18 protein-coding genes are annotated in these 23,675 nt (G+C 63.3%); 10 read left to right on the plus strand and 8 right to left on the minus strand.

Annotated features, from left to right (window positions below; genetic code table 11):
• The first annotated feature begins 8 nt into the window (after positions 1 to 8).
• The 5 genes from VGM61_RS04955 to VGM61_RS04975 all read left to right on the plus strand — a co-directional run bounded on the left by VGM61_RS04955 (position 9) and on the right by VGM61_RS04975 (position 8,169).
• Positions 9 to 983 (plus strand): LysR substrate-binding domain-containing protein, encoded by a 975-nt coding sequence (locus VGM61_RS04955; RefSeq protein WP_331521625.1) that lies wholly within the window; start codon positions 9 to 11, stop codon positions 981 to 983.
• 25 nt (positions 984 to 1,008) lie between these two features.
• Positions 1,009 to 2,154: a pyridoxal phosphate-dependent aminotransferase gene (locus VGM61_RS04960; RefSeq protein ID WP_331521626.1), complete on the plus strand. Its 1,146-nt coding sequence runs from the start codon at positions 1,009 to 1,011 to the stop codon at positions 2,152 to 2,154.
• Positions 2,142 to 2,936 (plus strand): amidohydrolase, encoded by a 795-nt coding sequence (locus tag VGM61_RS04965; RefSeq protein WP_331521627.1) that lies wholly within the window; start codon positions 2,142 to 2,144, stop codon positions 2,934 to 2,936. Before VGM61_RS04960 ends, VGM61_RS04965 begins: the two co-directional genes overlap by 13 nt.
• 266 nt (positions 2,937 to 3,202) lie before the next feature.
• Positions 3,203 to 6,553, plus strand: coding sequence for a protease pro-enzyme activation domain-containing protein (locus tag VGM61_RS04970; protein WP_331521628.1), 3,351 nt, complete (start codon positions 3,203 to 3,205; stop codon positions 6,551 to 6,553).
• Positions 6,554 to 6,729: 176 nt separating this feature from the next.
• Positions 6,730 to 8,169 (plus strand): sensor histidine kinase, encoded by a 1,440-nt coding sequence (locus tag VGM61_RS04975; protein WP_331521629.1) that lies wholly within the window; start codon positions 6,730 to 6,732, stop codon positions 8,167 to 8,169.
• Here VGM61_RS04975 and VGM61_RS04980 read toward each other — a convergent pair.
• The gene (locus VGM61_RS04980) at positions 8,119 to 8,835 is read right to left on the minus strand and encodes a response regulator transcription factor (RefSeq protein ID WP_331521630.1); all 717 of its coding nucleotides are present in this window, start codon (positions 8,833 to 8,835) and stop codon (positions 8,119 to 8,121) included. The two genes, VGM61_RS04975 and VGM61_RS04980, sit on opposite strands and share 51 nt — an antisense overlap.
• A 138-nt stretch (positions 8,836 to 8,973) precedes the next feature.
• A complete protein-coding gene (locus VGM61_RS04985) occupies positions 8,974 to 9,732 on the minus strand; it encodes an SDR family NAD(P)-dependent oxidoreductase (protein WP_331521631.1) in 759 nt (252 codons plus the stop codon).
• 96 nt (positions 9,733 to 9,828) lie between these two features.
• Here VGM61_RS04985 and VGM61_RS04990 point away from each other — a divergent pair, with 96 nt between their 5' ends.
• Positions 9,829 to 10,734, plus strand: a complete 906-nt coding sequence (locus VGM61_RS04990; RefSeq protein ID WP_331521632.1) for a LysR family transcriptional regulator — start codon at positions 9,829 to 9,831, stop codon at positions 10,732 to 10,734.
• Between the two features lie 77 nt (positions 10,735 to 10,811).
• On the plus strand, positions 10,812 to 11,441 hold the full coding sequence (locus tag VGM61_RS04995) for a glutathione S-transferase family protein (protein ID WP_331521633.1): 630 nt from the start codon (positions 10,812 to 10,814) through the stop codon (positions 11,439 to 11,441).
• A gap of 1 nt (position 11,442) precedes the next feature.
• Here VGM61_RS04995 and VGM61_RS05000 read toward each other — a convergent pair whose 3' ends face one another.
• Entirely contained in the window at positions 11,443 to 13,134 is a 1,692-nt protein-coding gene (locus VGM61_RS05000; RefSeq protein ID WP_331521634.1) for a PQQ-dependent sugar dehydrogenase, read from the minus strand.
• A 212-nt stretch (positions 13,135 to 13,346) separates the two neighbouring features.
• Here VGM61_RS05000 and VGM61_RS05005 point away from each other — a divergent pair, with 212 nt between their 5' ends.
• Complete coding sequence (locus VGM61_RS05005) at positions 13,347 to 13,481, plus strand: hypothetical protein (RefSeq protein ID WP_331521635.1); 135 nt, start codon at positions 13,347 to 13,349, stop codon at positions 13,479 to 13,481.
• Here the strand turns inward: VGM61_RS05005 and VGM61_RS05010 are convergent, their stop codons facing one another.
• Together VGM61_RS05010 and VGM61_RS05015 are read right to left on the minus strand one after the other, a co-directional pair.
• Positions 13,482 to 14,171: a Fe2+-dependent dioxygenase gene (locus VGM61_RS05010; RefSeq protein ID WP_331521636.1), complete on the minus strand. Its 690-nt coding sequence runs from the start codon at positions 14,169 to 14,171 to the stop codon at positions 13,482 to 13,484.
• 19 nt (positions 14,172 to 14,190) lie between these two features.
• On the minus strand, positions 14,191 to 16,347 hold the full coding sequence (locus VGM61_RS05015; RefSeq protein ID WP_331521637.1) for a TonB-dependent siderophore receptor: 2,157 nt from the start codon (positions 16,345 to 16,347) through the stop codon (positions 14,191 to 14,193).
• 223 nt (positions 16,348 to 16,570) lie between these two features.
• Between VGM61_RS05015 and VGM61_RS05020 the strand changes: the two genes are divergently transcribed.
• Positions 16,571 to 18,112 (plus strand): methyl-accepting chemotaxis protein, encoded by a 1,542-nt coding sequence (locus VGM61_RS05020; protein WP_331521638.1) that lies wholly within the window; start codon positions 16,571 to 16,573, stop codon positions 18,110 to 18,112.
• On the opposite strand, the gene VGM61_RS05025 is transcribed toward VGM61_RS05020, so the two are convergent.
• The 3 genes from VGM61_RS05025 to VGM61_RS05035 are packed head-to-tail and all read right to left on the minus strand — an operon-like array spanning position 18,096 to position 21,279.
• Positions 18,096 to 18,830, minus strand: coding sequence for a 2OG-Fe dioxygenase family protein (locus VGM61_RS05025; RefSeq protein ID WP_331521639.1), 735 nt, complete (start codon positions 18,828 to 18,830; stop codon positions 18,096 to 18,098). The genes VGM61_RS05020 and VGM61_RS05025 overlap by 17 nt on opposite strands.
• A gap of 8 nt (positions 18,831 to 18,838) precedes the next feature.
• Positions 18,839 to 20,263, minus strand: coding sequence for an MFS transporter (locus tag VGM61_RS05030; RefSeq protein WP_331521640.1), 1,425 nt, complete (start codon positions 20,261 to 20,263; stop codon positions 18,839 to 18,841).
• A gap of 11 nt (positions 20,264 to 20,274) precedes the next feature.
• Complete coding sequence (locus VGM61_RS05035) at positions 20,275 to 21,279, minus strand: cupin-like domain-containing protein (RefSeq protein WP_331521641.1); 1,005 nt, start codon at positions 21,277 to 21,279, stop codon at positions 20,275 to 20,277.
• Between the two features lie 102 nt (positions 21,280 to 21,381).
• Between VGM61_RS05035 and VGM61_RS05040 the strand changes: the two genes are divergently transcribed.
• Positions 21,382 to 23,604, plus strand: coding sequence for a GH92 family glycosyl hydrolase (locus tag VGM61_RS05040; RefSeq protein WP_331521642.1), 2,223 nt, complete (start codon positions 21,382 to 21,384; stop codon positions 23,602 to 23,604).
• The last annotated feature ends 71 nt before the right edge of the window (positions 23,605 to 23,675 follow it).

Genomic DNA, 23,675 nt, shown 5'->3' on the forward strand with positions numbered 1-23,675 from the left:
GAAACGACATGGTTTCGATGGGTGGGGCACTCCAGGATCTCAACGATCTGTACTTCTTCGCAGCCGTCGTCGAGCACGGCGGGTTTTCGGCTGCCGGGCGGGCCCTGGGTGTGCCCAAGTCGCGCCTGTCAAAGCGCATCGCCCAGCTGGAAGAGCGCCTTGGTGTGCGGCTGCTCCAGCGCACCACGCGCCGCTTCGTGGTGACGGAAGTAGGCGAGCGGTTCTATAGCCATTGCCGCGCGGTGCTCGAAGAAGCCCAGGCAGCGCAGGACGCCGTGGACGAATTGCGCACCGAGCCACGCGGTCTGGTGCGGGTGAGTTGCCCAATATCGCTGGTGCAATCGTTGGTTGGGCCGATCCTGCCGGAGTTCCTGGCGATGTACCCGAAGGTGCAGGTACGCCTGTTGTCCAGCAACCGGCGCGTGGACATCATCGGCGAGGGTTTCGATGTGGCGATCCGTGTGCGCGACAAGCTCGACACCGACGCCACCATGGTGCTGCGCAGCTTCGGCGGGTCGCGTGCACTACTGGTGGCTTCGCCGGATTTCCTGGCCAAGGCAGGCCGGCCGTCGAATCCTGCGGACCTGGCGCGCTTTGCCGCCCTGTCGATGTCCGAACACGAAGGCGTGCAGGTGTGGGATCTGCTCGACGCCACCGGCAAGCGCGAATCAGTGGAAGTGCAACCGCGCCTGGTTACCGGCGATTTCAACGCCCTGCTCGATGCAGCGTTGCAGGGTACCGGCATTGCACTGCTTCCCGAGGAATTCTGCGGCGTGGGCATTGCCAGCGGCAACCTGGAATGGGTGCTGCCGGAGTGGACCACCGCCGAGGGCATCCTGCATTTTCTTTATCCCAGCCGCCGTGGCCTGCTTCCCGCTGTCCGCGCCTTCGTCGACTTCCTGGCCGAACGCCTGCCACCGGTACGCGCGGCACGCCTTGAAAAGTGCAAGGAAGCAGGCCGTGCTACGATAGCCCGCGTTTAGCCGTCCAAACCCCTTGTAGGTGAGCATGCAGATCGAGACCAAACTGCCGAAGGTCGGCACCACCATCTTCAGCGTGATGAGCCAGCTGGCGGTGGAACACAAGGCGGTGAACCTGGGGCAGGGGTTTCCCGATTTCGAAACACCCGAACCCTTGCGCGAGGCCGTCACCCGTGCAATGGCGGCAGGCCATAACCAATACGCACCGGGTATTGGCCTGGGCGCGCTGCGCGAGCAGATCGCCATCAAGACAGAACGCATCTACGGTCGTCATGTGAGCCCGGACACGGAGGTCACCGTCACCTCCGGCGCCACCGAGGCGATCTTCGCCGCCATCGCCGCCGTGGTGCGCGCCGGCGACGAAGTGATCGTGTTCGATCCGGCCTATGACAGCTATGAACCAGCGATCGACCTGCAGGGCGCGACCGCGGTGCATATCCCGCTGTCGTTGCCCGGCTTCTCCATTCCGTGGGGGCGCGTGCGTGATGCAATCACGCCACGCACGCGGATGATCATGATCAATTCGCCGCATAACCCTTCCGGCGCGGTGCTGGCGAAAGGCGACCTGGACGCGCTTGCCGACATCGTGCGCGACACGGGTATCATCGTGCTGTCCGACGAGGTCTACGAGCACATCGTGTTCGATGGCGCCGTGCACCAGAGCGTGCTTCGCCATGCGGAGCTTGCCGCGCGCAGCTTCGTGGTGTCTTCGTTCGGAAAAACCTACCACTGCACGGGCTGGAAGGTGGGCTACTGCGTGGCGCCCAAGACGCTCACCGCCGAGTTCCGCAAGGTGCACCAGTACCTTACCTTCTGCACCTTCAATCCCGCGCAATGGGCGTTTGCCGAATTCCTGGCAAGCTCCCCGGAACACTACCTGGAACTCCCGGCCTTCTACCAGTCCAAACGCGACCGCTTCCGCGACCTTATGAAAGGCTCGCGTTTCGGCTTGCTGGATGTCCCCGGCGGCTATTTCCAGTTGGCCGACTACAGCCAGATCCGCGACATTGACGACATCAACTTCGCCGAGTGGCTGGTGCGCGAGGGTGGGGTAGCCGCCATTCCGCTCACGCCTTTCTACGCCACGCCGCCGGATACCCGCCTGATCCGCTTCTGTTTCGCCAAAGTGGACGCCACCATGGAAGCCGCCGCGGAGCGCCTGTGCAAACTCTGACCGTTTCCCTGGTGCAGGGCGCCACGCGCTGGCACGACGCAGACGCCAATCGCGCGTACTACGGTGAGCTCGTGCGCAAAGCACCGAAGAGCGACCTGTTCGTGTTGCCGGAAACCTTCCTTTCCGGCTTCACCAACGACACGCTGGGTAATGCCGAGTCGATGGATGGTCCGGGTATCGCCTGGGCGCAAGCCCTGGCGAAGGAAGTCGACGCCACCATCACCGGTAGCGTGGTGATCCGTGAAGGCGAGACCAACTTCAACCGCATGCTGTGGGTGTCGCCCGATGGCTCGTTGTCGTACTACGACAAGCGCCACCTGTTTCGCATGGCCAACGAACACCATCGCTATGGGGGCGGGGACAAACGCCTGGTGGTGGAACTGAAGGGTTGGCGCATCCTGCCGCAGGTCTGCTACGACCTGCGCTTCCCGGTGTGGCTGCGCAATGCCCGCCGCGAAGAAGCCGAAGGCGGCATGGACTACGACCTTGCCATCTTCGTAGCCAACTGGCCCGCGCCGCGCCGGCAGCCGTGGCGCACCTTGCTGCGAGCCCGTGCGATCGAGAACCTAAGCTATGTGATCGGCGTGAACCGCGTGGGCGTGGATGGCAACGAATTGCCCTACGCCGGCGATAGCGCAGTGATCGATCCGGTCGGTGAGGCGCTGGTTGAATTGGGCTCGCTTGAGCAGGTGGTGACAGTGAAGATCGACCCGGCGCCCTTGCTCGCCCATCGCGAACGATTCCCGGCGTGGATGGACGCGGACGAGTTCACCTTGCGCTGAAAGTAACCCGGCACGCTGATCCCGCGGTTGGCGGGCCCCGTTCCGCCATGACCGTGAGAAATGGCGAGAATTGGCGAAAACACGTGCGTGACCCGTCAATGACGTCTGCCTAGTATGGCTGCTGCTTGCATCCTTGAAGTGCGGGGAGCCGACAACGGCGGCAGCTTTAGCGATAGCAGCGAACGGGGGCGGAGCTTCGCGAGAAGGCGACCCGTCCTTGCATGGGTTCAACGCTCGGGTTAATACCCTATCGGGGAGACATCAACATGACGTTCTATCGATGTGGCGGCTTGCTCGCCACGGCTTTGCTGTTGCTTGGATTTGGTGTTCCACTGGGTTCCCACGCTGCCGCGGCGCCAACCCAGGCATCGCCGGCCTTCGCGCCGGATACCGCGAGGATTACCAACGCGGTCGACAATACAAAGCTGACCACCGTGCAAGGCAGCCACTCCCTGAAGGCACTCAACGCCGTTGACCAGGGCGCGGTGGCAGACATCAAGCCGATACGCAACATGACCTTGCTGCTCAAGCGCAGTGCGCAGAAACAAAGCCGTTTCGATGCGTATGTCAACGAACTCAATAGCCCCGGTTCGTCGAAGTACCATCAGTGGCTGACCGCGAAACAGATCGGCAGCATGTTCGGTCCGGCTCAATCGGATATTGATAAAGTCACCCGTTGGCTACGCTCGCAAGGCCTGACCGTCAACGAGGTACTGCCCGCGGGCACGATGATCCGCTTCTCCGGCACCTCGGCGGAAGTGCGTGCCGCCTTCCATACCCAGCTGCACACCTTCACCAGCCATGGTGAATCGCATTTCGCCAACGTTGGCGATCAGCAGATTCCCGAGGCGCTGGCGTCGGTGGTGCAAGGCGTCGCCTCGCTGGACAATTTCTTCCCGAAACCGCAACACCACGATGTCGGTACGGTAACCAAGGACAAGCATACCGGCCAGTGGAAGACGGTTTCGACCAGTCCCGACTTCACCGTGCCGCCAGGCACGCAGGATCCCAGCGTCTCCTACGACGTGGTGCCGGCGGATTTCAACAAGATCTACAACGTCGAGCCCTTGTGGGGCCAGGCCACGCCGATACGCGGTGCCGGTCAGACCGTCGCCGTGCTCGAGCGCACCGATGTGCAGCCGCAGGACGTGGCGACCTTTCGTACCACGTTCCTGCCGGCCGACGCCAAGGGTGTCGTCAATTATGTGAATCCAACCGGGACTCTCTCCAGCGCTGGTAGCATTGACCCGACGTGCACCGACCCGGGCAGGAACGGCGACGAAGGCGAGGCGGCGCTAGATGCCGAATGGATCGGCGCGGCCGCGCCCGATGCCAATATCGTGTTTGCATCCTGCGACGACAGCAATAGCCCGCAGTTCGGTCCGTTCACGGCGGCCATGAACCTGCTGGACAATCCCAACGTGCCGCCTCCGTCGGTGTTCAGCCTGAGCTACGGCGAATGCGAAATTATCAGCCGTAACGATATCGTCAACGACGTCGGCTTGCTCTGGGAACAGGCTGCGGCCGAGGGTGTCACCGTTTACGTGTCGTCGGGCGATGCAGGCTCCGCCGGCTGCGATCAGAACAGCTCGACGGCATCGTTCGGCATCAACGTCAATGCCATGTCGTCGACACCATGGAATGTGTCGGTGGGTGGTACGGATTTCGACGACCTTGGCAAAACCGCGAACTACTGGACTTCAACCAATCTGCCGGGCGGCCTCTCGGCGGTGAGCTACATACCCGAGCAGACATGGAACGATTCGTGCGCAAGCAGCAAGCTCGACGCCGTGTTGAACTTCAAGAACGGCGTCAAGGCGTGCAACACCACCGCGGGCCAGCAGTTCATGAACACCGCCGGTGGCAGCGGCGGCCCCAGCGCGTTCTGGATCCAGCCGCCCTGGCAGGCCGATATCTACGGTGCGCCGACCAGTCACGTTCGCATGCAGCCTGATATTTCCCTGTTCTCTGCCAATGGCATCTATGGTCACGCGCTGCTGTTCTGTATGTCCGATGCGAGTGTCGGTGGCACCGCGTGCGACTACAGCAATCCTGACAATGTGCTCTTCAACAGTGCCGGCGGTACGTCGTTTGCGGCGCCGGCCATGGCTGGCGTCCAGGCCTTGATCAACCAGGCGACGCAGGCGAGCCACGGCAATGTCGCACCGGCGCTGTATGCGATCGCCACCAAGGAGTACGGCACCAACGCCTCGCCGAACAAGGCCATGTTGAACGCCTGTAATTCGTCCAACGGTACATCGATCGACAGTGACTGCGTATTCAACGACGTAACCCAGGGCGATATCGACGTGCCCTGCTTTGCAGGCGGCGCTGATTGCTACTCGGGTGCACCGGGCAATAGCTTCGGCGTTATCAGCCAGGGTGGTGATATCGCGCTGGCGCCGGCATGGAAAACCAACGCCGGTTATGACTATGCCACGGGCCTGGGAAGCGCCAACGTGACCAATCTGGTCAATGCGATGATCAAGTACGACCAGACCTCCCGCGCGCTGGGCTACGGAGCGCCGGGCGATTTCCTCAATCCGTTCTCCGTGGGCGCCGATAACTACAGCGACATCGCGCTGGTCGATCCCGTTGCGGGCATCTTCACCGACATGGCCATGAAGGGCAGCGTTATGCTGCGCACGGGAACCCAGCCCGTCGACCCTGGCTTTACCATTGGTGCAAATGCTGGTCTGTTCGTGCACCTCAGTGGTGTTACAACGACGCAGAGCGCGATTGGCTTCAGCTATGCCAGCCTTGCCTGGACCGGCCCGGACCACCAGCTTCATGTGTGGTTGTCCGACGGCTCCGGTGGTCCGGACCAGTACCTTCCCTACGTTTTGGGCGATCCGTATGCGGCGAGCTGGACGCTGGTGGGCCCGGGCGACTTCAACGGCCCAGACCAATGTGGCGACCGTCAGGCCGATCTGCTGTGGCACAACGAAAGCACCGGCGAAATCAGCTGGTGGGACCTGAGCCTGGGCCTCCTCTTCGGCAGGAACGGGCCTATCCGCCACGTAAACGCCCACGTCGGTCCCGTGCTAGCCGCTCCAGCAGGCTCGGTGCCCACCATCGCCGATGTCGATGGCGACGGCTACGCCGACATTGTGTGGACCCGTCCGGACGACAACAGCGTGACGGTGTGGATCAACAACCACGCCGGGAATTTCGTGTCCCATCAAGTCGCCGATCACAAGCCGGGCTTTGTCCTGTACGGTGCCGGCGATGTCAACGGTGATGGCAAGACCGATCTGATCTGGACCGATGCCGCCGGCAACAAAATGTCGTGGTGGATCATGAATGGCTTTACCGTCGTGGATCAGCAGGTCCTCAAGGTGAAAGCCGGTTACACCATGTCGAGCATCGCCGACTACGACGGTGACGGCCTGGCCGACATTCTGTGGGTCGACAACGCCGGTGGTGCTTTCGAGTGGCAGGGCACCGGCAGCGGCTTCCAGTCCTTCCGTGTCACAGACGCCACGGGCAAGCCGGTGGTGATTTCCGCCGGCATGAAGGTGCAGCCGACTCGTCTGCAGGGCACGTCGGCATCAGGTGGCGCGGCTATTATCGAGTCCTTGAATCAGAGCGAAGCCTGCAAGTCCCCTAGCGACTGAGCAAGGATACCCGTGGGGTACTTATGGACAGGCCGGGCTCGCATGCCCGGCCTGTTCGTATTGGGTGCGCCTGGCGTGGGAATCCTGCGCTTGATCACGTCTTTGGCTGGTAGAAGACGTAGCATGATGCGGCCGTGTATGTGCCTGGGCCGTGCCCGCTATCAACGAGAATCACGATGTGGCAACGCCTGCTAGCCTGGTTGAATCGTTTGCCGATCAACGACCCCGTCGATCGCCGAAACGCCGTATTCCTGCAACTCTTCCTGGCCTATCAAGGTTGCCGCACGCCGCTGATAAAGATTTACCTGCTGACGTCCGAGTGGGATTACATGACGTCGAGCTTCTTCGACAAGACAGTCGTGTCCAAAGAGTTGTCCATCGCCGTGGATCTTGGTACGGACGTGGCGATCACGATGGCCGCATGGTTCGGGTTTTATCTGATCCGCATCGGAAAATTCAGGCCGGCTGTCACGCAATTTCTCGCCACCCAGCTGATATCAGGCCTGTTTGCCTATGCGGCATTCGGTTACAAGGTGACTCCAGGCGATACGTTGCTGCTCATATCGCTGGCGCTTGGGGGGCTGATGCTGGGGCGTCGGGCGTTGTGGACGATCTATGTGTCCATCCTGGTGATCTGCGCGACGGGCATGACCACCGACTACCTGCACGACCCGGGCCAGCACGCGAGTTTTTTTGCCGCCTATAACGGCTTGCTGTTCCGGGTCTTCAGCTACGCGTTGGTCACCATCATCCTGGACCGAAGCATCGGCGCGTTGCGCGAAGCGCTGGCCGAATCGAATATGCATCGGCAGCAGTTGCAACATGAAATGCTCGAGCGCGAACGCGCGCAGGAACAACTGCTGCATGCCCAGAAAATGGAAGCCATCGGCCAGTTGGCCCAGGGTATCGCCCATGATTTCAACAACGTGCTTGGCATCGTGCTCGGCTTCGCCAGGGAGCGTCATCGCCTGGATGAACCCGGCGCGGAACTTGGTGCCGATGCGCTGGCTCTGGGTCAGGCCCTGCTGGGTGTGGAGATGGCCGGGCGGCGAGCCGATGCAATCAACCGCAAGCTGCTGAACTTCAGTCGTCGCGACATGACCCAGGTCGAGGTCTTCGATGCGGTGGAGGCGACACTGGATCTCAAGCCGATGCTGCGCCAACTGTTTCCGGCGGCGGTACGGCTGCATTTCCATGTGCCGGATCGTCCTTTCTGGATTTCGTTCGACCGCAGTCAGTTCGAGCTCGCGATACTGAATATCGCTTCCAACGCACGCGACGCGATGCTTCACGACGGAACGTTCAAAGTCGCGATCGCCGCGGATGGTCCCCATGCGATCGAATTAACCTTGAGCGACAACGGTATCGGTATGTCCGAAGAGATGAGGTTGCGAATTTTCGAGCCATTCTTCACCACCAAACCGGTGGGCAGCGGCACCGGTGTGGGTCTTACCGTGGTCGACAACCTGGTTCACAACGCGAACGGCAGCATCGAGGTGGAAAGCGAACCGGGAAAGGGCACGATCTTCCGCATCCATCTTCCCACCGTATCAGCTCGGGCCCGATCAGGTCAGCACGAAGACGTAGCCCTCGCCATGCACGGCATTGAGCGGTAATGGGATGCCAATCACGCGCTGCACTTTCTTGCGCAGGCGGTGGATCAGTGAATCAAGCCGGTGCGGATCGAAGTCGTAGGCGTTGTCGGTCAATGTTCCGATCAGATCGGCGCGTGAGATCGCCTGATTCGGACTCTCGAAGAATTTTGCGAGCAGCCGACCTTCCGTCTTGGTCAGCGCAACTACATCGCTACCCGGCGATAGCAGGCACCAGCCATCGGCATCCAGGTGCCAATGACCGGCGCCAGGCGTTGGCGTTACGCGTAAACGGCGCGCGAGGCTGTAGATCGTCGCCACGAGCAAGTCGACGTCCACGGGTTTGGACAGATAGGCATCCGCGCCTTCGACCAGGCCGCGCACGTGATCGACCTTGCCGCTGCGTCCGGTCAACATGACGATGCCGACATCGTCCATGTCTGCGTGCAGGCGGCGGGCGACCTCGAATCCGTCGCCATCGGGCAGGCCCACATCGAGGATGAGGATGTCCGGCCATGCGGTGGCTGTATACACCTCGAGCCCGGCCGCCGTTCCTATCGCTGCCACGTCGAATCCGAACCCGCGTAATTGCGGTACCAGCACCCGATCACGCAGCAACTCATCGTCTTCGAGCAGGAGCACGCGCAGTGGAGCTGCGGCCACGGGTACGGGCGGAATTTTCGGCGTCATGGCCGCTTTCTTTCCTGTTGTGAAGCGTCTTGCATCTTGCGCCCAAGGATCGGTTTCCCGGAAGGCGGTCGTGGAGCTGTTGTCGGAAATGTGACGGATGCCCGGCACCCGTGGCAGGGGCGATCGATCGTCCGTTCCCTAGACGAACATGCCGCCCGATGCCTCGATGCGCTGGCCGTTGATCCAGCGGTTCGCCGGGGAGAGCAGGGAGGCGATGGCCGGGCCGATGTCATCCGGTTCGCCCGCGCGGCCCAGGGCGGTATTGGCAGCCACCATCTTGTTCACCTCCGGGTTGTCGCGAACGGTACCGCCACCGAAATCGGTGGCGATGGCACCCGGGGCGAACGCGTTCACGGCGATGCCGCGTGGGCCCAACTCTTTGGCCAGGCAGCGGGCCAGAACCTCAACCGCACCCTTCATTGATGCATAGGCCGACACACCCGCCATCGAGAAACGCGCCAGGCCGCTGGACAGCATCACGATGCGGCCACCGTCGTTCATCAGCGGCAACAGCTTCTGGGTGAGGAAGTAGGGTCCCTTGACGTGGACATTCATCAGGCTGTCGAACTGCGCCTCAGTAGTGTCGGTGAAAGCGGCATGCAGACCTGTACCGGCATTGTTTACCAATTGGTCGAACTTGTCGGTGTTCCAGATTGTTTTCAATGACTTTTTGAGTTCTACGACGAAGGCATCGAAGCTGGACGCATCGCCAGTATTCAGCTGCAACGCGGTGGCCCTGCGGCCGAGCTTCTGGATCTCGGCCACGGCCGAATCGGCTTGCGCCTTGTTGCTGTGATAGGTGAGCACGACATCGGTGCCCAGGCGGGCAAGGGCGATGGCGGTATTGCGGCCCAGGCCGCGGCTGCCGCCGGTGATCAGTGCGATTGCGTTGGTCATGCGGGTGCTCCGGGTTCGAATGGGGATCACTCTATTGGTCGGGATCGAAGTGATAAACTGGCCAGAATAAATTGCTCTGTTCGGGAATTTAGACCAATGGATCAACTCCAGGCCATGCAGGTGTTCGCCCGTGTCGCGGAGCTGGCCAGCTTCACCCGGGCGGCGGATTCGCTGGGCATGCCCAAGGCAAGTGCATCCACGGCCATCCAGGAACTCGAAGCACTGCTGGGCACCCGCCTGCTGCACCGTACGACCCGCCGCGTACAGCCCACGCAGGATGGCCAGGCCTTTTACGAGCGCGTTCGTGATCTCCTGGCCGACGTCGACGAGATGCAATCGATGTTCCGTGATGGCAGCGAGGCCTTGCGCGGGCGCCTTCGCGTAGACATGCCAAGCTCGATGGCCCGGATGATGGTGGTGCCGCGCCTGGGGGAATGGCTTGCCCGGCACCCGGGCCTGGAGATCGAGGTAAGCAGCAGCGATCGACGGGTGGATGTGGTTCGCGAGGGCTTCGACTGCGTGGTACGTGTAGGGCACGTGGCGGAGTCGAGCCTGGTGGCGCGAAGGCTGGGCGCGATGCGAATGATGAACTGTGCAAGCTCGGCCTACCTGCAGCAGTACGGCGAACCAGTTACCCTGGATGACCTAGCCCATCACCGGCTGGTGCACTACGTGACGAACCTGGGTACGCGGCCCGAAGGCTTCGAATATCCGGCGGAAGGCGAATATCGCAACATGCCGATGGCCGGTGTGATCACCGTCAACAGCATCGAGTCATACCAGGCCGCGTGTGCCGCTGGACTTGGCATCGTGCAGGTCCCCGCAGGCGCCATGAACGCGCAGATACAGGCTGGGACGATGGTTGAGATCCTGAAGAATTTTCCTGCCGAGCCCATGCCGGTGTCATTGGTCTACGCCCATCGCCGCAACCTGCCGCGCCGGGTGAAGGCGTTCATGGACTGGATCGAAGGAGTGCTTCGTCCTTACCTGGATGCACCCTGAGCTCTCCTGCCAAGGCCATTGACCCCTGCCGGGACCCGTGACACCGTGCGCGGACCGATGACATCGAGGGTACCGCCATGACCGACGAACTGGTTTTCTATACCAATCCGATGTCGCGCGGCCGCATCGCGCGCTGGATGATGGAAGAAACAGGGCAGCCCTATCGTACGGAGATCGTGCCGTTCGACGGCATGAAGTCAGCGCAGTACCGGTCGATCAACCCCATGGGCAAGGTGCCCGCCATCGTCCACCGCGGCACCGTGGTAACCGAGTGCGCGGCGATCTGTGCGTACCTGGCCGATGCCTTCCCGCAGGCGAACCTGGCGCCGCCGGCAGGCGATCTTCGCCGCGGACCCTATTACCGCTGGATGTTCTTCGCCGCCGGTCCGCTGGAGGCTGCGGTAACCAACAAGTCGCTGGGTTTCCAGGTGCCGCCTGATCGCGAGGCCATGGCCGGCTACGGGAATTTCGAAGCGACCATGGACGCCCTGGAACACGCGGTGAAGCAGAACGAATACATCTGTGGTTCGCAGTTCACCGCCGCCGATGTGTACGTGGGATCGCACGTCGGCTGGGGCCTGATGTTCGGCACTATCGACAAGCGGCCCGCATTCGTCGAATACGCCGGCCGCCTGCAGTCCCGACCTGCCGCCCAGCGCGCCCGTGAGATCGACGATGCCTTGTTGCCGAAGAAGGAGGCGGGCTAACCTACTGGCCCGCTGCGGCCCCCGCGCCGCCGTGGCTCACCCGCCAGATCGTATTGGAACCATCGTCGCTTACCAGCAGCGAGCCGTCCGGTGCCACCGTGACGCCGACCGGGCGTCCCCAGGCCTGGCCCGTGGGCAGCACGAAGCCGGTGAGGAAATCCTCGTAGACGCCGCTGGCGCGGGTGGTGCCATGGCGCGGCACGCGGATCACTTCGTAGCCGGCACGGGCCGAGCGATTCCATGAACCGTGTTCGGCGGCGAAGATGTCACCGCGGTACTGGGCAGGGAATTGTTTGCCGTCGTAGATAGTCAGCTGCAACGACGCGTTGTGCGGGTTCAGCAGCACGTCGGGCACGATAGCCTTGGGCCCCAGTTCCGGATGCTTGCCGGCGTGGCGTGGATCCTGGTGGTTGCCCATGTACCACCATGGCCAGCCATAGAAACCGCCTTCCTGCACATGCGTGATGTAGTCGGGCACCAGGTTGTCGCCCAGGCCGTCGCGCTCGTTCACCGATGTCCACACTTCACCCGATTTCTGATCCACTGCCAGGCCCACGGGGTTGCGGATACCCGAGGCGTACACTTTCATGTCCGAACCGTCGGGATTCATCACCAGGATATCGGCGCGGTTGTGCTCGGCGGGCGTGGTATCCGGATCGTCCACGTTCGATCCCGAACCCACCGACGCATACAGGCGCTTGCCGTCGGGTGAGAATGCTACGTCGCGCGTGCTGTGGCCATCTCCGTGGGGCAGGGATGCGATGTGCTCGGGCTTGCCCTGGACCTTCAGGTCGCCGTTGCTGTACCTGAAGCGGACGACTTCGTCGGTGTTGCCGACATAGATGTATTGCGGGTTCGGCCCGGGCGGGTAGAAGGCGATGCCGAAGGGCTTGTTGAGATCCGTGGCGAACACCTGCTGGCTGGCCGGCTTGCCGTCGGCGGTCATGCCGTGGAATACGGTGATCTGGTCGGCGTGGGTCTCGGACACGAACACATCGCCGTTGGGCGCAGTACGCATCAGGCGCGGGCGCTTCAAGTCCTGCGCGTAGATATCCACCTTGAAGCCGGGCAGCGTTTTTGGCCATACATTGGCCGGGCGCGGTACCACTTTCGGTGCATTGCCCGCCGAAGGCGTGGCATAAGGCTGCGGCAGGTCGGCCACGGTGATCTTGCGCGTCTTGCCGGGCGCCTCGTAGCGGAAATCGGTGAAAGGCGGCTTCGGCGGCGGCCAGTTATCGTTGGCGATGGGCGCCGGGACATCGGCCGTGGCGCTGGCCTTGGCCACGTCGCCGGATTTGAGCAGGCTCACCAGTTGCCAGCGCTCAGCTTCGGAGAGCTTGTCCCAGGCGGGCATGCCGTTGTTGACGCTGCCATGGGTGATGAACCAGAACAGCTCGCCCTCCTTCGCCTGCCGCACCTTGTCGGTGGCAACGCCAGGTATGTTGCCATTGCCCTGGCCGACGGCGCCGTGGCAGTTCGCGCAGTTGGTGGCGTAGAGCGTGGCGCCTTGCTTGATGGCAGCGGTTTGTCCTGCGACCGGGTTGGCCATTTTGACGGCCGAAGCGGGAGCACCGTTGAAACCGGTTTGTGCCAGCGCCGAGAACGGCATCGTGAGCGCGGCGAAAGCGACAAAGACGCCGGTCCGGCGCGCAAGGCGCGTCCGGACGGCCCATTCAAGACTGATGCGCTGCATGGTTATTCCTTTGCCTGGCACAGCTAGTGGCCCAACCCCACCGGGAGTGTACCGGCCAAGTGTCACAGGTGCGTGATACGCCAGTCACGCATCGAAGCTGTACACGCGCTGTGCAAATCATGAACCCAAGGCAAAAACCTGCGGTATCCACCGTCAACTTGCGACCGGCGCCACCCGTTTTATGTCCCGTGTCCAACGAAAGGCGAGGCGCCATGAAGAAGCTACTGCTGATTGCCGGTTTGTGTGCGTTCGCCGCCATGGCCACCGGTTGCATCGTTGTGCCGGCGCGTGGCGGTTATTACCACCATCCTTATCACCAGGGGTATTACCACGGCTATTACCGTTGATCAGGTGGCAATGGACCACATGCGCAGGAGGTTGTGGTAGCAGCCGGTAAGCTGCACGCGCGCTGCCTGGTCGGCGTCGGTCGCGGTCAGTCGCTGGATGGCCGTGTCCAGTTCGAACAGCAGCGCGCGTTGTCCATCGTCGCGCACCAGGCTTTGCACCCAGAAGAAACAGGCGGTGCGCATGCCCCGGGTGATGGGCTCCACGCGGTGCACGGAGCTGGCGGGGTAAAGGATCATGTCACCGGCGGGAAGTTTGACCGCATGCGTGCCGTAGGTGTCTTCCACCACCAGCTCGCCACCGTCATAACTGGCGGGATCGGCCAGGAACAGGGTGGCTGAAAGATCGGTGCGGATCTTCGTGTCGCTGCCGGGCAGGTAGCGGATCGAGCCGTCCACATGGCTGCCAAAATGCATGCCGCCTTCATAGCGGTTGAACATCGGCGGATACAGGCGGTCGGGCAGGGCTGCGCTTACGAACAACGGATGGCGCCGCAGCGCTGCTTCGACCACGCCTCCGAGCTCTATGGCCAGCGGCGTGCCTTCGGCGATCTGCTCGTTGCGCTTGACCTGGGCACCCTGGTGGCCGGCCGTGGCGCGGCCGTCCACCCAGGGAGCGTCGGTGGAAAACAGCCTTTCCATGAACGAGCGCAGTTGCCCTGGTTCCAGAACGCCGGGGATGTGCACGAGCATGGCAGTGGGTTTCCTTCGGTCAGATGCGGTAGTTCACCGTAAGCATTTCGGTGCGGCCGGCACCGGGGATGGAGCGGCCGCCGTCGGACTGGATCACGCCACTGATGTACTTCTTGTCGGTGAGGTTCAGGAAGTTCAGGCGCAGGTCGTACTTGCGCTGATGATAGGCGATCGTGCCGTCCCACCGCACGTAGCCGCCCACGCTCACCAATTCCTTGTTGTCTGCATAGCGCTGGGACACGTAGGTGGCGCCGCCGCCGAATTCCCAGTCGTGGCCGACGGTGTAGGTGGTCCAGGCGGTGGCGCTGTTCTTCGGCGTATTGCCCAACACGTTGCCCTGGGTGCCGTCGGCGGCCTTGACCACGTCCGAGTTCAGGCGTGTGTAGCCTGAGAAAATCTGCCAGTGATCGGTGAGGCGGCCGGTGATGCCCAGTTCGCCACCGCGCACGCGCACGTCACCATCCAGGGCATACACACCGGTGTCCACCTGGGTGCGGGCGTTGGTCTTGGTCACCTGGAACAGGGCCGCGTTGATCGCCAGGCGATCGTCGGCAAGCGTCCACTTGGCACCGGCTTCGAGTGACTTGTTCTTCTCAGGTTTCAGCGATTGCGTTCCACTGGTGACGGTAAGCGTTTCCAGCGAAGGATCGAACGAGGTGCCGTAAGAAACGTAATACGACTGCTCGGCGGAGGGCTGGAAGATCAGGCCGCTGCGCACGGAGGTGAAGTACACCGTCTGCTTCGCACTGGACGGCGCTGAGATGGAGTTGTCCAGCTGCGCGGAGAATCGATCGCGGCGCAGGCCCAGCACGGCCTGCCACTGGTCGTTGAAGTGCATGGTGTCGTTGGCGTAGTAAGCAAACGTATCGGCGCTGCCCTGGGCGTGATTGCCCAGGACCTGCTTCACGTTGGCCGGCTGCGCCTCGCGCGGCGGGTTCAGCAGCGACACTGCCGGCAGGCCCGTGCGGCTATAAGCCTGGTTGTCGTAATTGTCATGGCCAAGCTCGATGCCGGCGATGTAGTCGTGCCGGATCGAACCGGTATCGAAACTGCCGGTGAGGTCGTTCTGCGTATCCAGTGAACGGTCGTGGATCACGCGGTCGTGGCTGGCCAGCTGCACCATCAGGTCGTCCAGCGGCAGGCTGGTGAGGTTGCCCGTGGTTTTGTCCAGCGCCACGCCGGTGTTGGTCAGCACCGTGTTCGGTGCGGTTTCGCGCGCGTCAGTGGTGTAGTGGCTGTACTGCACCTGGCTGCGCAACTTCAGGTCGTCGTTGAAGGTGTGCTCCAGGCGGCCGCTGAACACACCCACGGTCTGGATGGTACGGTCGTCGGTGAAGCCGTAGTAGTTATCCCGGTTCACCTTGGCCGGCGCGCGGTTGACCGGCGGCAGGCCGTAGTCTGGCTTGTCGTTGTTGCGCTCGAGCAGGGCTGACAGGGTGATTTCCGTCGGCGTACCGATGCCGAAGCGCACCGATGGGGCCAGCCCGCCGTCACGGTTGCTCACAACGTCGCGGGTGGAATGGACGTCCTGCGCATAGGCATTCACGCGAAGCGCCGAGGTGGCCGACAATGGCGTGTTGTAGTCGCCGCTGATGCGATAGCGATCGTCGGTGCCGACGGTGGTGCTGAGCTGGCCGAAGCTGCGCAGCTGGGGCGATTTGCTCACCTGATTGATCACACCGCCGGTGGAGCCTCGGCCGAACAGCATGGAGGACGGCCCCTTGAGCACTTCGATGGCATCCAGATCGAAGGTGTCGCGGTAATACTGGCCGCGGTCGCGAAATCCGTCGAGGTAGATGTCCGTGCGGGCGGAGAAGCCACGCAGGTTGACGTTGTCGCCGATGGTCCCACCTTCGGCAGCGGTGATGGTGATGCCCGGCACGTTGCGAAGCGCGTCCTGGAAGCTGGTGGCGCCCTGGGCTTCGAGCAGATTGCGGTTCACCACGACCACCGTCTGGGGAATGTCGCGGACCGCGGTGGGCACCTTGGCCACGTGCGAGGTATCGGTGTCGTAGTCCTGGCCCAGGATGCTGCCGGTGACATGTACTGCGCCTAGCGTCTTGGCCGAGCCGCCCTGGTCGATGGCGCCGGCCTGGTCGGTTGACTGGGCCAGGGAAGCGGCGGGCATGGCGAGGGCGGCGAGGAGGGCCGCGGTAAGCGCATTGCGTCGGGACATGAGGGGAAGACCTTGTAGGAATGTGAATACAAATGCGAATCGTTGTCATTATTACCCGGCCTTAAGCATTTGCAAAGCGCGAAATATTACGAGTGCGCTGTTTACGGCTGTCACAAACATCAAGTTCCTGACCGCCGGGCCGTTAGCAGCTACGGGCGGCGCGAGTGGCGACACCTTCGGATCAATACGGGGCGAACAGAAAATGGCGGCTTGGTTTTCGCGCATGGCACTGGCCACGCGCGTGTGGTTGGTGATGACGGTGGTGGTGCTGGGCCTGGCCGCGCTCTGCGCGTTATCGGCGGTGGACAGCCGCGCCCAGCAGATGAAGAGTCTTTCCCATGGCCTGACGCACCAGGTGGAAAGCGCGATATCAATCATCGATTCGTTCCGTGCCCGCTCAGCCAAGGGCGAATTCGACGAAGCCACGGCACGCCGGCTTGCACTTGCCGAAGTACAGGCGATGCGCTGGGACGGCGGTACCGGCTATTTGTATATCTTCGATTCGAATCTGGTACTGCGCGAGCATCCGCTGCGTGGCGACCAGGTGGGCAAGAGCATTGCCGACGACACCGATGCGCATGGCTTCCATCACTACCGTGCACTGCTCCAGGGCGACAAGAACGACGGTACGGCCGAAGTGCGCTACACGCAGCTGATGCCCAAGACCGGCGAAGGCCGCGACAAGATCGGCGTGTCACGCTGGTACAAGCCGTGGGACCTGCACGTGGTGACGGGTGCGTACTTCCAGGACATCGACCTGGCATTCCGCCAGCAATTGATCTCCAGCCTGTCCAGCGCCGCGGTGATTGGTGCGATCGTGGTGCTGATGGTATGGCTGTCGCTGCGGAGCATCGGGCGCACGCTTGGCGGCGAACCCCACGAGGCCGTGGCCATGGCCTCGCGCATCGCCAATGGCGACCTGCGTCCGGATGACGTTTCCCGCTACCCGCCGGCCAGCCTGCTCGGTGGCCTGGAGCGCATGCGTGCGCATCTGGCGGTGATCGTGGCCGGGGTGCAGGGAAGCGCGCACGCCGTTTCGCACGCGGCCGTGCAGTTGAACGAGAGCAACGAGAGCCTTTCCTCGCGCACGCAATCGCAGGCTTCCAGCCTTGAGGAATCGGCCGCTTCCATGGAGGAGATGACCGCCGCGGTAAAACAGAACGCCGAAGCTGCGGGCGAGGCGGACCGGATCTCGCGCGAAGCGCGTCAGCGCGCCGAGGAAGGCGGCCGGATCACAGGCGAGGCGATCGACGCCATGGTGGCCATCGCCGATTCGAGCAAGCGCATCGAAGACATCGTGAACCTGATCGACGGCATCGCCTTCCAGACCAACCTGCTGGCCCTGAACGCGGGCGTGGAAGCGGCGCGTGCAGGCGAGCACGGGCGTGGTTTCGCCGTGGTCGCCTCTGAAGTGCGGCGACTGGCCCATTCAAGCGCCTCGGCATCGAAGGAAATCAAGGCACTGATCGGCGAGAGTGCCGAGCGCGTGGACGTGGGACGTGGCCTGGTAAAGCAGTCGGCCGACGCGCTGGGCGTGATCGTGCACAGTGTGCGCAAGCTCACCGATATCGTCGGGGAGGTTTCCGCGGCCAGCCGCGAGCAGTCCGCCGGCGTTGACCAGGTGAACCTGGCCATCGCGCAGATCGACCAGGTAACCCAGGAAAATGCCGCCCTGGTGGAGGAAGCCGCCGCGGTGGCGAAACTGATGGAAAGCCAGGCGCTGTCGCTGCGCGAGTCGGTGTCGGTGTTCAGCCTGTCGGCATAGCGCGGAAAGTGACCACCAGCACATCGCGGTGGGCGGGCTGCGTATCGTCCAGGGATTCCACGGGCGTTACACCGTGGAACACGCGATGGTCGTCGACCAGCGCTGCATCCAGTGGCGCTACCAGTGTGAAATCACCCAGCGGCGTGCCGTCGGGCGTATGGATGGTGGTGGTGCCGCGTGCGATGTTGCGCCGGTCGATCATCAACACCAGGACGTAGTCCACGCCATCGCGGTGGGAGCCTTCCGGGGTGGGTTCGCCCGCGGCGCCTGCCGCCGCCTCGATGCGGAACTGGTGAAGCTCCACATGCCAGCGCGGTACGGCCGCGGCGAGCGAGGCGAAAAGTTCATGGCTTAGCCGCAGGATGGCCGCCAGGGTGGCGCTGCCGGCGATGGCCGGTTCCACCGGTTCGAACCAGCGTTCGATGTCACCTTGCAAGGTGTTGTAGGCCAGGCTTTGGTAATGGGCCTGGTGCGCAGCCTGGGTGATGTTGCCGGTTTCATCCACGCGGAAGGTGGCGTGCCGGCGGCGACGCTGGCGCCCGCGTGCGGCGAGGTAGGTATCGGGCGCCAGGCGCTCCCAGCTGGCCGCGAAGGTTTCGAAGTCGGGCAGCTGACCCAGCAGGCTGGCCATGGCATCGGCCTTGGCGAAGGCGAAACCATCGTGCCGTAGTTGCTCGCGCAACAGGGGCAACAGCACATCGTCGGCTTGGGCATTCATGATGCTGATTATAGGTCGCGCTTGCCTTCGATGGTGATGAAGGCAACCACGCCTGCCATTGCCGCGCAGGCTGCGCCCACCATCAGCGCCATGCCGTAGCCTGCGGCAAGCTCGATGCCGCGGGCGGCGAGCACGCCGCCCAGCAAGGCGGTAGCCACCAGGCCGCCCGTGCGCGCCACGGCGCTATTGAAGCCCGAGGCCACGCCGGCGTGTCGGTTTTGCACCGACGCGAACACCGCCGTGGTGAGCGGCGCCACCGCCCCCGCCATGCCCAGCGCGATGGTGACCATCGCCGGGAAGGTTCCCGTCCAGTAATTCCCGTCGCTGGGGATACGGATGGCCAGCAGCAAGCCGACACCAACGATCACTGGCCCGATCGACAGTGGCAACCGCGCCCCGAGTTTGCCGGCCATCCGCCCCATCAGCGGCGAGGCCACGGAAATCACGATCGGCAGCGGCAGGAGCGCCGCGCCCGCCACCAGCGCCGAGTACCGCGACAGGCCGATCAGCACATAGGGAATAAGCACCAGTACGCCGCCCAGTGCGCCGTACAGCAGGAAGGTGAGGATGGTAAGGCCGACGAACCCGCGTGAACGGAACAGGGCCAGCGGAAGCATCGCCCGGTCGCCGCGGCGATGCTCGGCCAGGATGAAACCGATGCCAAGGCAAATGCCGATCAACAAGGCGATGGCAGCACGCACGGGCAGCATGCGCGCTTCGGAAACGATGGTCAGTGCCCAGGTGAGCAGCGCCAGTGCCGCCGACGCGAGCACCGCGCCAGGCACATCCAGCCGGGGCCGTGCTTCGCCTCCGCCCGCCGGCACGTAGCGCATCGCCAGCGCGATGGCTGCCAGGGCGATGGGCAGGTTCATCAGGAACATCCAGCGCCAGCCGACGGTGTCGATCAGCCAGCCACCGAGCAATGGTGCCCCTGCCGCGCCCACCGCCCCGGCCGCGGCCCAGATACCGATGGCCTTGCCGCGGCGTGCCCCGTCGAAGGTGGCGGCAAGGATGGCCAGGCTGTTGGGCATCAGCATCGCCGCACCGGTGCCCTGTAGCACTCGGCCTGCCAGCAGCCACGCAAATGTGGGCGCGAACGTGCATATCAGCGACGCGATGGCGAACAGCACCAGTCCCCACACCAGCAGCCGTCGCCGGCCGAACAGGTCGCCTGCCGCGCCGCCGGTCAGCAGCAGGGCACTAAGCGGCAGCAGGTAGCCATTGACCACCCAGGATAACTGCGCGCCATCGGCGGACAGGCCGTGGCCGATCGCAGGCAGTCCCACGTTGACGATGGATCCGTCGATAAAGGACAGGCTGGAGGCAAGGATGGTGGTAGTGAGCACCATGGCCGGATGGCCGGCGGCGCCTTGGAAGGCCGGCGAATCTTCAATGACCGGGTGATCGGGAGGGATGTGCCGGGCGCTACCCATGCCTTGAGTCCTTACAGATAGTGCCGGACTGCATCGCGAAGGCGCGCAGCGACGTCGGGCGTGAGTTCGCCAAGCACCCCCTTCCTGTGAGGGGGAATATGAGCGGTGGGATCTTCCTCGCCGAACACGTACCAATCCAGCAGTTCGTGCCACGCCTTGCGTTCGGCGACGGGCAGGGAGCGGAAGGCCAGGATGGCGTTCATCAGGGCGCCCAGCGCGGTACCAGGCACCACGCCACCGGCCGACGCCGGCTTCCACCACCAGTTCACCAGCGCGTTGAGCTGCTCGAGCGATTCCACGTGGTGCCACCACACCGGGGGAATGAAGATCGCATCACCCGGTTCGAGCTCGGCTACCAGGGCGTGATCCAGGGCACGCTCCATCCGCGGGAACCGTGCATCGTTCGGGTCCAGGGGCGCCATGCTGATCGCAGCGCCCGTGGGCGCGAAGTCGAGCGGTCCCACATAGAGATTGCGTACCTGGTCCGGCGCAAGCAGGGTAAAGCGCCGCCGGCCGCAGGCGACCACGGCGATGTTGTGGAATTCGTCAAAATGCGCAGGTGTAGTGACGCGGTTACCGATCCATATCCTTGGCCGAACGCCTGCGTCCATGAAGGGCAGCGCATGATCAGGAAGCAGCCCTGGCAGCACGTTGTCGATGGGTGCGCTCTGGATCGCCAGTCCCGGTGTTGCACCTTCCTGGCGGCTAAAGGCGGCCAGGCGCTTGAGCCCCTGGGTTACCGTGACGCGGTGATGGGCGTAATTGAAGCCGGTCATGTCCGCGTCGTAACCCACCACGCCTCCCATGGCCGGATCCATCAGCAAGGTATCGACCACCCCGCCGCTGTCGAGAAGGGCCAGGTGCGCGGCAAAGGCCGTCGCCGATTCGCGGCCCTTTTGCACAACCGTCCAGTCGCTTCCCAGTCCGCGCAACACCAGCGGCGTGGAACGGCCGACGAAGTCGTCCAGACGCAGGGCGTTGGCCGTGGCGGTGCGTTCTTCGATGGGCGCGGGCATGGGGCGCATGCTAGCAGGCCATTCGCCCTGGGCTAGGCGCACCGGTCGCCGGGAGCTATAAAGGTTCTTTGTTTTCCACCGGGGTGGTCAATGGCGTCATTCATGCGCGTGGTTGTCGGAGCAGCATGCCTGGCATGGGCAACGGGCCTCGGGGCCACCGCGGTGGCACCGGCTTCCTCGCCGGTGGATTGGGTCAATACCTACATCGGGACCGGTGGCGGCGGCGTGGAGTACGGCGGCAGCATGCCGGTGGTCACCACACCCTTCGGCATGACCAACTGGACGGCGCAAACCCGTCAGAACCGTATCAGCGTCACCAGCTATGCCTATGAAGACACCCAGATCCAGGGCTTCATCGGCACGCACCAGGCGGCGATCTGGATGGGTGATTACGGCTACGTCACCCTGATGCCGGAAATTGGCGGCATCAACTACGCACCTGAGGCGCGGCAGCAGCCGTTCACGCATGCCGATGAAACGAGCACGCCGTATTACTACGCCGTCACCATGGGCAAGGGCGCCGATCACCGTATCAAGACGGAGATGACGGCCACCGACCATGCCAGCCACCTGCGCTTTAGCTTTCCCTTGAAGTCGAAGGCCAGCGTGCTGATCGAAGGCACGCGGCCACATGTCAATGGCGAGGTCAGCATCGATCCGGCGAGGCACGAGATCAGCGGCTACAACCCCGACCGCATGGATGCCCACCTGGGTCCCCTGGCACTGTCGAACTTCAAGGGCTATTTCGTGGTGCGTTTCCGCCAACCGTTCTCGGCACGCACCGTGTACCAGGGCGTGCTGATGGTGCCGGGCAAGGACACCGTGGCCGGCGACAATGTGGGTGCGTTCGTCTCGTTCGATACGTCTGCCAGCGGCGTGGTGGAAGCGCAGGTGGGTACGTCGTTCATCAGCGTCGAACAGGCCCGCGCCAACCTCGATGCGGAAATGCCCGACTGGAATTTCGAAGCCAGGCGTGATGCCCTGAAGGCCGCCTGGAACGCCAAGCTAGGCATCGCCTCACTACACGGCGCCAGCGACGATGAGCGCCACGTGTTCTATAGCGCGCTTTACCACGCCTTGCTTTACCCTAAATTGTTCTCCGAGCATGGCCATTATTACAGCGCCTTCGACGACAAGGTTCATGAGGGTGAGTCTTACACCGCCTATTCGATCTGGGACACGTTCCGCGCCGAAAACAGCCTGATCACCTTGTTCGCGCCCGAGCGCGTCGACGGCATGGTCCGGGCATTGCTGCAGGACTACCAGGAAGGCGGGTGGATGCCCAAGTGGCCCAACCCCAGCTACACCAACATCATGATCGGCACCCATGCCGATGCACTGGTGGCCGAGGCCATCAACAAGGGCTTCAAGGGTTTTGACTGGAACCTCGCCTGGGCCGCGGTGCACAAGGACGCGACCGTGCCGCCGGAGGGCGACACCACGCGGCGCTGGTTCGACCGCGAGCCTCACACGCCGTACGAAGCGCGGGCAGGGCTCACGTGGAGCGCGAAGATCGGCTATATCCCTGACGACAAGATTTCCGAAAGCGCCTCCAGCACGCAGGAGGAATCCTTCGACGACTACGCGGTAGCGGAAGTAGCGCGTGCACTGGGTCGGAAGGATGATGCCGATTTCTTCCGTAAGCGCTCGCTGGCGTACAAGAACCTGTGGAATCCGAAGCGTGGGTTCATGCAGGCGCGAAACCTGGATGGTTCCTGGGCGGCGCCTGACCGCGGCTGGACCGAGGGCGATCAATGGGTCTACCTGTTCGCAGCCCTGCACGATATTCCCGGCGTGATGAACCTGATGGGCGGTCCGGCGCAGGCGGCCGCCAAGCTCGATGAGCATTTCAATGGCGGCCACAACCGCCATGACAACGAGCCCAGTCATCACTACGGTTACCTCTACGATTACTTCGGCCAGGCTTGGAAAACCCAGGAGCGCGTGCGCCAGCTCGCCCGCGATGCCTACTCCAACACGCCCAACGGTGTGCTCGGCAACGAGGACTGTGGCCAGATGTCGGCGTGGTACGTGTTCACCGCGATGGGCTTCTATCCGGTCAATCCGGTGTCGGGGCAATACATGATCGGAAGCCCGATCTATGGCGGGGTGACCTTGAACCTGCCCAATGGCAAGGTGTTTTCCATCAAGTCCGCCAACGCGTCGGCAGCCAACATCTATATCCAGTCGGCGACCTTGAACGGTCAACCGCTGGACGAACCGGTGATCACCTGGGCTCAGATCCAGGCTGGCGGGGAGCTGGCTTTCGTGATGGGACCGAAGCCCTCCCGGTGGGCCTCCGGCTGGCGGCCGACGGCGATGTAACGCCTTGGCGGGCCCTGCATTGTTGCGACGCAGGCTGTCATGTAAACGTTTTCATACTAGGATTCGAAGGG

It is taken from the genome of Pinirhizobacter sp. (genome assembly GCF_036499745.1).
Taxonomy (GTDB): domain Bacteria; phylum Pseudomonadota; class Gammaproteobacteria; order Xanthomonadales; family Rhodanobacteraceae; genus Pinirhizobacter.